The organism is Micrococcales bacterium, from assembly GCA_009784895.1.
Lineage (GTDB): Bacteria > Actinomycetota > Actinomycetes > Actinomycetales > WQXJ01 > WQXJ01.
This window is the reverse complement of the sequence record WQXJ01000070.1, coordinates 1-7498: the sequence shown is the minus strand read 5'-3', so window position 1 is coordinate 7498 and position 7498 is coordinate 1. Positions and strand designations below refer to the sequence as shown.

The following is a 7498-nucleotide window of genomic DNA, read 5'->3' as shown; positions in this document are numbered from 1 at the left end:
GTGGCGTCTTCAGCCCAGAAGCGGTCGCGTGAACCGCGCACGTACCAGTTGGTTAGCAGGTCGGCGTATTCGCGCAGCGAATCGCAGGCCTCGCCAATGGCGTAGGCGTCCATCTGGGTGGTGGCCTGCTCAACCAGCAGGTGGGTGCGGGACAAGATGTAACGGTCTAGTTCAGTCAAGGCGGGGTAGTCGGCCGCTTCGAGCCGGCGGCCGCTCAGCCCGGCGCCGCCACCAGCGGCATTGGCGTAAAGCGCGTAGAAACTCCAGGTGTTCCACAGCGGCAAAATGACCTGGCGCACGGCCGCCCGGATCGGTTCTTCCGCCACCGACAGGTTGCCGCCGCGCAGAATTGGCCCGGACATTAGGTACCAGCGCAACGCGTCGGAGCCGTCCCGGTTGAAAACATCGCGTACGTCAGGGAAATTGCCCTTCGATTTGGACATTTTCAACCCGTCGTCGCCCAGGACAATGCCGTGGGTTAGACAAGTCGAAAAGGCCGGGCGGTCAAATAGGGCAGTGGCCAGGACATGCATGGTGTAGAACCAGCCGCGGGTTTGGCCAATGTATTCGACAATGAAATCGCCCGGATTATGAGTGTCGAACCAGTCACGGTTTTCGAACGGGTAGTGCACTTGGGCAAAGGGCATTGAGCCGGATTCGAACCAGCAGTCCAGCACTTCCGGCACCCGCCGCATAGTGGCTTGCCCGGTCGGGTCGTCCGGGTTGGGCCGGGTCAGCTCGTCGACATAGGGTCGGTGCAGATCGGCTGGCCGGGTACCAAAGTCGCGTTCCAGCTCATCTAGTGAGCCGTAGATGTCGACCCGCGGGTAGGCCGGGTCGTCTGACACCCACACCGGAATGGGGCTGCCCCAATAGCGGTTGCGGGAGATGGACCAGTCACGCGCACCGGCCAGCCATTTGCCGAACTGGCCGTCGCGGACGTGGCTGGGCAGCCAGTTGATCTGCTGATTGACCTCGACCATACGGTCGCGGAAGGCCGTGACTTTGACGAACCAGGAGCTCACGGCGTACTGGATCAGCGGCGTATCGCAGCGCCAGCAATGCGGGTAGGCGTGTTCAACCGACTCTTGCCGCAGTAATTGGCCGGAGGCTTTGAGCGCCTGGGTGATCGGTTTGTTGGCTTCGAAAACCCGCAGACCCTGCCACGGCGGCACCTGTTCGGTGAACCGGCCGTCTCCGTCCACCGGGTTGATTAGCGCAATTCCGGCCGCGTCGGTGACTACTTTGTCCTCTTCACCGAAGGCCGGGGCGATGTGGACCAGGCCGGTGCCGTCTTCGGTGGTGACGTAATCCGCCAACAGGATTTGGAAAGCGGCTTGGGCCCGTTGCGGCTCGAAGAAGTCGAAAAGTGGCTTGTATTGCAGCCCGGCTAGCTCGGCGCCTTTGTAGGTTTCGAGCACAGTGGGCTCAGCGCCTAATTCGCGTTTGTAGGCGCCCAGGCGGGCCGCCGCGATTAGCACCCGCTCATCCGGCATGGTTTCCGGGATGGCCAGGACGTATTCGACCTCGGGGTGGACGGCCATGGCCAGGTTCGAGGGCAACGTCCAGGGTGTAGTGGTCCAGGCCAGGGCGTTGCACCCAGCCAGCTCTTGCAGTTTGGCCGGGGCGGCGGCACGGGGCGGCAACATCTCAAACGCCACTGTCACGGCCGTATCCTGGCGATCGCGGTAAACCTCATCCATTTTGGTTTCCGAGGCGCTGAGCGGCGTGCCGCAGCGGTAGCAATACCACAAAACCCGGTGGCCCTCGTAGATCAAGCCCTTCTCCCACAGGGTTTTGAAGGCCCACATGACCGATTCCATATAGCTCAGGTCCAGGGTTTTGTAGTCGTTGTCGAAATCAACCCAGCGGGCCTGGCGCGTGACATAGTCTTGCCACACGTCTGTGTATTTCAAGACGCTGGCGTGACAGGCGGCGTTGAATTGGGCCACGCCCATAGCGTCGATTTCCGATTTGTCTTCAATACCTAATTCGCGTTCGGCCTCGATTTCCGCCGGCAAGCCGTGGCAGTCCCAGCCAAAGCGGCGCTCGACCCGGTGCCCGCGCATGGTCTGGTAGCGCGGCACCACATCCTTGACGTAGCCGGTTAGCAGGTGGCCGTAGTGCGGCAGGCCGTTGGCGAAGGGCGGGCCGTCGTAGAAAACGTATTCGTTGCCGCCGGTCTGGCCTTGGGCGTCCGCCGGGCGCTGGGCGACTGACTCCTCAAAGGTGCCGTCCTGTTGCCAGTAGTCCAGGATTTGCCGCTCTACCTCGGCAAACGCGGGTACGGCGGCGACGCCGGGGCTGTCTGGTCGGTGCAGCGGGTAGGCCATCGGTGGTTCCTTCGTCTTGCTTAGGTTGTCGCAAGGACGATGCCGGACCCTTGGTTGGGCTTGACGGGCACCGCGGTACCACCTCGCTTGCCTAGGGCTGGCCTGCCGTTTGCTGGCTGGTGCTCAGCTGACCGGCCGGCCGGCCGTTGGCCGCTCGTTTGAGGCATTGGCCGCACCCCAGGCGCCCGGTTCTATTGAGGCCGGCCAGCTTGGCCTGCCCGTTCTTCCGGGGAGCTCGCCGGTGATGGCCGGGTCAACACTCGCAAGGTGAAATGTTAGCCCAATCCAAACAATCACCCCCAACCACACCACCGAACAACCACCCATGGCCCTCAGGATGGTTGCTGATATTGCAGATGGTGATAGGCTGAGCTCATGCCCAACCACACGACCACTGCCACGCTTGACCCGACCGATCCGCAGGTGCGCCAAGCCGCCGAGCGCCTGGCGGCGAATCTAGAGGACGATTCCCAGGTCACCAGGGTGGTCCGTTCAATGCTGACCGATGTGGCCCAGGGCGCCAAAGTCGTAGTGCTTCGCACTGAAGATGAAGTCACACCCGCTGAGGCAGGCAAGATGCTTGGCGTCACGCGTCAGTTCGTCGATCGGTTGTGCGAGGACGGAGTACTAGAATTCCGTCGCCTGCCAAACAGCCGCCACCGCCGCATCCGGGTCCAAGACGTGCTCAGTGTTGGTCAAGAGAGAGAGCAACTCCGGGCCGGCGGTGTTGCCATTCGTGATGCCATGGCCGCCAATCGCCCGGGTGAGATCTGATTCAGTGGCTGGTCTACAGCGGGTCTTCATCGACACCAGCGAGCTCTATCCGTTCACCCTGATGGATCTGCTTCTCAACCTGTCAGAAGACCTGCTATTCACCTGGGTTTGGTCAGATGAACTGCTTGATGAATGGGAACGGGTGATCGTGTCTGGCGGTGGTCGCACCAAGGAGTCTGCAATATCCGTGACTGACGCTGTCCGCGGACACTTCGGCAGGTATCGTCTTGACCCCGAGCGGTACCGCGGAAGAGTTGTTGAAGGCCTCTCACCTGATCCCGCCGACCGGATTCACGCCGCAGCCTGCATCCACGGCGCGGTTGATGTACTGCTTACCCGAAACAAGAAACACTTTTGGGCTGTTGCCGAAGCGGGTGTCGACGTGGCAAGCGCTGATGAGTACTTGTGCGCACTGTTGAATCGTCGTCCAAGCGCGGTAATCAACTCGTTTGGCCGGTTGGTGGACTCAAAACGAAACCCTCCCCTTACCAGCCAGGACTTCGCGGACCGCCTGGAAAAGGCGGGAGCGCAGCAGTTTGCCACCCTTCTCAGGCACCGCCTTCAGTGAGGCTTGGCGGAACTGCGTCGCTTGGCAGGGCCAGGCTAGGCAGTTGTGCGGCAAAGATGCGCCAAAACTCGGTTTCGGGGGTGTTAGTGCAGGCCGGTGCGGTAGTAGGCCGTGTCTCCGGATGTTTCTGTCCAAGCCCGGCCGGGCCGCACCCCAGGCGCCCGGTTCTAGTGAGGCCGGCCAGCTTGGCCTGCCCGTTCTTCCGGGGAGCTCGCCGGTGATGGCCGGGTCAACACTCGCAAGGTGAAATGTTAGCCCATTCCGGCTGGCCGCCCATTTCCTGCGGCGGCCGGGACCGGCGCAATGGCCTTTTGCGAAAGCTCAACCTCGCGATGAAAGTGCTAGTCAGGTGGTCAGTTTGCTGCGAGACCGAGTTTGGCGCCATGGCAACGTGCTGGAACACTGTGCCGGGCAGCTGAGCCAACTTGAGCCAGTTTTGCGCTAAGCTTCTGGCCGTCCCCCCAGACACTTTTCAGGAGAATCCCCCCATGTTTACGCGACATCTTAACAAACTGGCGATCGCGGCTGCTGCCGCGCTGGCCGCTGCTGGTCTGACCGTGCTGCCAATCGGTGCCGCCCAGGCCGACCTCAACGACCCGGTGGTCTTTGGCGACGCCAACCTTCAGGCCTGCGCCGAGGCCGAGGTGGGCCACTCGCCCGTAACAGAGGCCGACGCCTCGTTAGTCGCCCGGCTGGTCTGTTCCTCTAGCGGCCTGAGCAACCTTTCCGGACTCGAGATGTTCACCAACCTCGACATTCTGTCGCTCGAAGACAACCGGATCAGCGACCTCAGCGCGCTGGCGAACCTGACCTCGATGCAATACCTTTTCCTGGCGGAAAACCAGATCAGCGACCTCAGCGATTTGGCCGGTCTGGTGCAGCTGAAGTACGCCAGTCTTGGGCAGAACCAGATCACCGACCTTGGCCCGTTGACTGGCCTGAACTCACTGGAGGGCCTTAACCTCAACAACAACCAGATCACCGACCTTGGCCCGTTGGCTGGCCTGAACTCGCTGTCGGTCGTGTTAACACGTGAAAACCAGATCAGCGACCTTAGCCCGTTGGCTGGCCTGAACTCGCTGGAAACCTTGGATTTGAGCGACAATCAGGTCGTTGACATTAGTCCGTTGGCTGGCCTGAACTCGCTGCAAGGCTTGGAACTGAGCGACAATCAGGTCGTTGACATTAGTCCGCTGGCTGGCCTGGTTTCACTGGAGTTACTGTCTTTGTCAGACAACCAAATCAGCGACCTCAGCCCTTTGGCCGGTCTGGGCTCCCTGAACATGCTTTGGCTGATTGGCAACCAGATCACTGACGTTAGTCCGCTGGTCAACCTGCCTTCGTTGGTGAGCGTCAGCCTAGGCGCCAACCAGATCATTGACCTCTCAGCGCTTTCCGCCTGGGCAGGAACGGTCTCGGTATTTGCCCAAAACCAGGTCCCGCCAGGTCTGACAGCCCACCGGGGCGTCCCGGTGACGTTGCCGTCGATTATTCATTCGCAGGGGTGGTTGGTTACCCCGAGTATCACCGGGCCTGGCACCTTCAACGACGATGGCGCCGGCAACTACGTTTTCGACGCCGCCGGTGACTACACCGTCGAATGGGACTCGAACGACTTTTCTGGTTCGTTCACTGTCATCGTGTCTAGTGCCGGGGTCATAGCCGATGCTGCCTTGTTCGACTGCATTGATCAAGCCCTGCCGCCGCCGGCCGGGGTGCGCACTGTCATCACCGACACCGAGGCTGAGTCGTTAACGGTGTTGGGCTGCATGGCGCTGGGGATCACCGATTTGTCCGGGTTGGAAGCGTTCACCAACTTGACCGAATTGAACCTGGGAAACAATCAAATAGGTGATATCAGCCCTCTGGCGGGTCTGACCGGATTGGAATGGCTCGGCCTGCACCAGAACCAGATTTCCAATCTTGGTCCCCTGGCTGGTTTGAGCGGGTTGGAGCGGTTGTATCTGGACACCAACCAAATCACCGATGTCAGCCCTCTGGCGGGCCTAACGGCGCTGTTGGCGCTAGACCTGACCGGAAACCAAATCGCTGATGTCGCTCCGTTGGCTGCCTTGACCGGGTCGACTTTGTTTCACCTCGGCAACAACCAGATCACTGACCTGTCGCCCATGGGTGGGTTGGCAGCGCTGATTGCCGAGGCCGATGGTCAGGCGCCACCGGGTATGACGGTCCAAGTGGGTGTGCCTTTGAGCCTGTACGACATCATTGACCACAGGCGGGCGCTTCTGGCTGGAACAATTCTTCCGGACACCTTTGTGGTCAATCCAGACGGAACGGTCACCTTTCTGGCCCCTGGGGTGTACACCTTCTCCTGGGATCAGCCGATTCCCGGTGGTGCTGGGGCAGTGTTTTCTGGTCAACACTCCATTGTGGTGACGGCCGGTCCGCCGCCTCCACCGCCAGCGCCCAACCCGCCGCCACCGGGTGGTGGGCCTGGTGCCGGCCCAGGCGCTTTGCCTTGGACTGGAACTGATTCCCGTCCGGTCGTCGTTCTTGCGCTACTGCTGGTGGGTGCCGGCGTAGCCCTGCGTTTTGGGCGCCGGAACCGATACTTGCCCGCCCACCGCGCCACCTAGCCGCCCAGGTGGCGTTGCCGGGCGTGGCGGTCGCGGCTGCCGCTGCCCTGGTGACCGCCGGATTGGCCATGCTGCCAATTAGCGCCGCCCAAGCCGACCCCGATTACCCGGGGACGTTTTGCGTTAGGCTTCTGGGCGAGCCCTTCCGGCCCGCCCCACAACAGGAGAATCCTCCCATGTCAATTCGAAATCGTCGAGGCCTGGCGGTCGCGGTTGCAGCCGCGCTGGCCGCTGCCGGTCTGACCACCCTGCCAATCAGTGCTGCCCAGGCGGCCCCCGGCGACCCGGTCGTCTTTGGAGACTCTCGTCTTCAGGCCTGCGCCGAGTTAGAGGTAGGTCTAGCGCCTGTCACAGAGGGCGATGCGGCTCTTGTGACCAGTCTCAGCTGCGACTATCTGGATATCAACGATCTGACCGGCCTGGAAAAGTTCACAGGCCTTGAGGTGCTCTCACTCACAGGAAACCAGATCGGTGACCTAGGCCCACTGTCCCACCTGACCTCACTAGAAGAACTGAGCTTGGCTCTCAACCAGGTCAGCGACATCAGCGATCTGGCTGGCCTGCACTCGCTAACTGCCCTCAATTTGGCATTCAACCAGATCAGCGACATCAGCCCGCTGGCTAACCTGAACTCGCTGACAGCTCTGAGCCTGGACGGAAACCAAGTCACCGATGCTGGTCCACTTGGGACCCTGACGTCGCTGACGTACCTGGTCCTGACCACCAACCAAATCACCGACGTTGGCCCACTTGGACACTTGACTTCGCTTACGTACCTGTACTTGTCTCAAAACCAAATCACCGACGTCAGCGCGCTCGCTGGCCTGAACTCGCTGACATTACTCTGGCTCGACCAGAACCAAATCACCGATATTAGCCCGTTGGCTCGCCTGACTGACCTGACAGACCTTTTCCTCTACAAGAATCTGATCACTGATGTCAGCCCTCTGGCTGGCCTGAACCTGCTGGGGGTGCTGTCCCTCGACAGTAACCGCATCATCGATCTGTCGTCGCTTTCTGGTCAAGCGGCCGCCATCACGACGGCCCATGACCAGAGGCCGCCGGACCTGTCCGCTTCGGTTGGCGCGCCGATCTCTCTGCACACCGTCACCCACACAGATGGCTCGGTCCTGACCGGAACGATCACTCCGAATACCTACACCGTCAACCCCAATGGCACAGTCACTTTCAACGCCCCGGGCAGCTACACCTTTACTTGGAACCAG

General features: G+C 61.2%; 5 protein-coding genes. 4 read left to right on the top strand and 1 reads right to left on the bottom strand.

The genetic code is table 11. The annotated features are described in order from the left end of the window. Nucleotides 1–2333 (bottom strand): isoleucine--tRNA ligase (gene ileS, locus FWD29_09435; protein MCL2804152.1); only part of this gene is annotated, 2333 nt, incomplete at its 3' end. 375 nt (nucleotides 2334–2708) lie between these two features. Between ileS and FWD29_09430 the strand changes: the two genes are divergently transcribed. The 4 genes from FWD29_09430 to FWD29_09415 form a co-directional block, all read left to right on the top strand. Continuing rightward, the gene (locus FWD29_09430; protein MCL2804151.1) at nucleotides 2709–3107 is read left to right on the top strand and encodes a hypothetical protein; all 399 of its coding nucleotides are present in this window, start codon (nucleotides 2709–2711) and stop codon (nucleotides 3105–3107) included. Beyond that, nucleotides 3097–3675 (top strand): PIN domain-containing protein, encoded by a 579-nt coding sequence (locus FWD29_09425; protein MCL2804150.1) that lies wholly within the window; start codon nucleotides 3097–3099, stop codon nucleotides 3673–3675. The genes FWD29_09430 and FWD29_09425 overlap by 11 nt, the downstream gene beginning before the upstream one ends. Before the next feature lie 488 nt (nucleotides 3676–4163). After that, complete coding sequence (locus FWD29_09420; protein ID MCL2804149.1) at nucleotides 4164–6272, top strand: leucine-rich repeat domain-containing protein; 2109 nt, start codon at nucleotides 4164–4166, stop codon at nucleotides 6270–6272. Between the two features lie 176 nt (nucleotides 6273–6448). Then, nucleotides 6449–7498: leucine-rich repeat domain-containing protein (locus FWD29_09415; protein ID MCL2804148.1), on the top strand; the 1050-nt coding region annotated here is incomplete at its 3' end.

Bases quoted from the DNA above. Each gene is read 5' to 3' on its own strand.
- FWD29_09430 (MCL2804151.1), top strand. From the start codon at position 2,709: ATGCCCAACCACACGACCACTGCCACGCTTGACCCGACCGATCCGCAG.
- FWD29_09420 (MCL2804149.1), top strand. From the start codon at position 4,164: ATGTTTACGCGACATCTTAACAAACTGGCGATCGCGGCTGCTGCCGCG.